This is a genomic window from Micromonospora alfalfae (genome assembly GCF_022230925.1).
Lineage (GTDB): Bacteria > Actinomycetota > Actinomycetes > Mycobacteriales > Micromonosporaceae > Micromonospora > Micromonospora alfalfae.
Window position 1 is genome coordinate 1 of the sequence record NZ_JAKKFH010000058.1, and the last position, 937, is coordinate 937.

At 68.3% G+C, this 937-nt stretch carries 1 protein-coding gene; it reads right to left on the minus strand.

Going from position 1 to position 937, the window contains the following annotated elements; all coding sequences use genetic code 11:
- Window positions 1–24 precede the first annotated feature (24 nt).
- Window positions 25–861, minus strand: a complete 837-nt coding sequence (locus MED01_RS32085) for an IS5 family transposase (protein WP_238672204.1) — start codon at window positions 859–861, stop codon at window positions 25–27.
- Between the last annotated feature and the right edge of the window lie 76 nt (window positions 862–937).

Genomic DNA, 937 nt, shown 5'->3' on the forward strand with positions numbered 1-937 from the left:
AGAGCGTGTTTGAGAGGGACTTGATCAGGTCCAGATGAAGGTGCGCTTCGCCTGCCGTCGGGCTGGTCGGCCGCGGGCGATGCGGCGGGTCATGCCGGCGATGGCGGCCCACCTGATGATGCCTTCGGAGATCTCAGGGTGGCGTTCGTAGTCGCGGGCCAGCCGGCGGCAGGCGGTGAGCCATGCCAGGGTCCGCTCCACGACCCACCTGCGCGGGTGCACGGCGAAGCCCCGCTGGTCAGCGGGCTTGCGCACAATCTCCAGCGTGATCTTCAAGGTGTCGCGGGTCCAGTCGACGAGACGGCCCGCGAAGCCCTGGTCGGCGAAGACGTGCCGGATCGGGGTGGCCAGATAAGCGCTGAGCAGGGCGGTCTTCGCGCCGTCGCGGTCCTGCCATGAGGCGGCCATCACCGCCACGGTGACCAACAGCCCGGCGGTATCGGTGATGATGAACCGTTTCCTGCCGTTGACCTTCTTGCCCGCGTCGTAGCCACGCGTCTGCTGCCCGACGGTGTCGGCGCCCTTCACCGACTGCGAGTCGATGATCCCCGCCGACGGCTCCGGATTCCGCCCGTCCTGCACCCGCGCCTTGACCCGCAGCGCGGCCAGCAGGTTCTCGGTCACACCGGCGTCTTCCCAGCGCACGAAGTACCAGTACACCGTCTGCCACGGCGGCAGATCCGCCGGCAGGTACCGCCACGGACACCCCGAGCGGACCACGTACAAGATCCCGTTGACGATCTCCCGACGAGGGTGTTTCTCCCGCCGCCCGTCCGTGCTGGGCTCCGGCAACAACCCTTCGATCAACGCCCACTGGACATCGGTCAGGTCCGACGGGTAACCACGACGAGGCGACGACACCCGGACACCCTGCCCGCCCCGGCGGCCATCGTCACGCCGCCACACCGTCCACACTCGACCTTGTCAAACACGCACT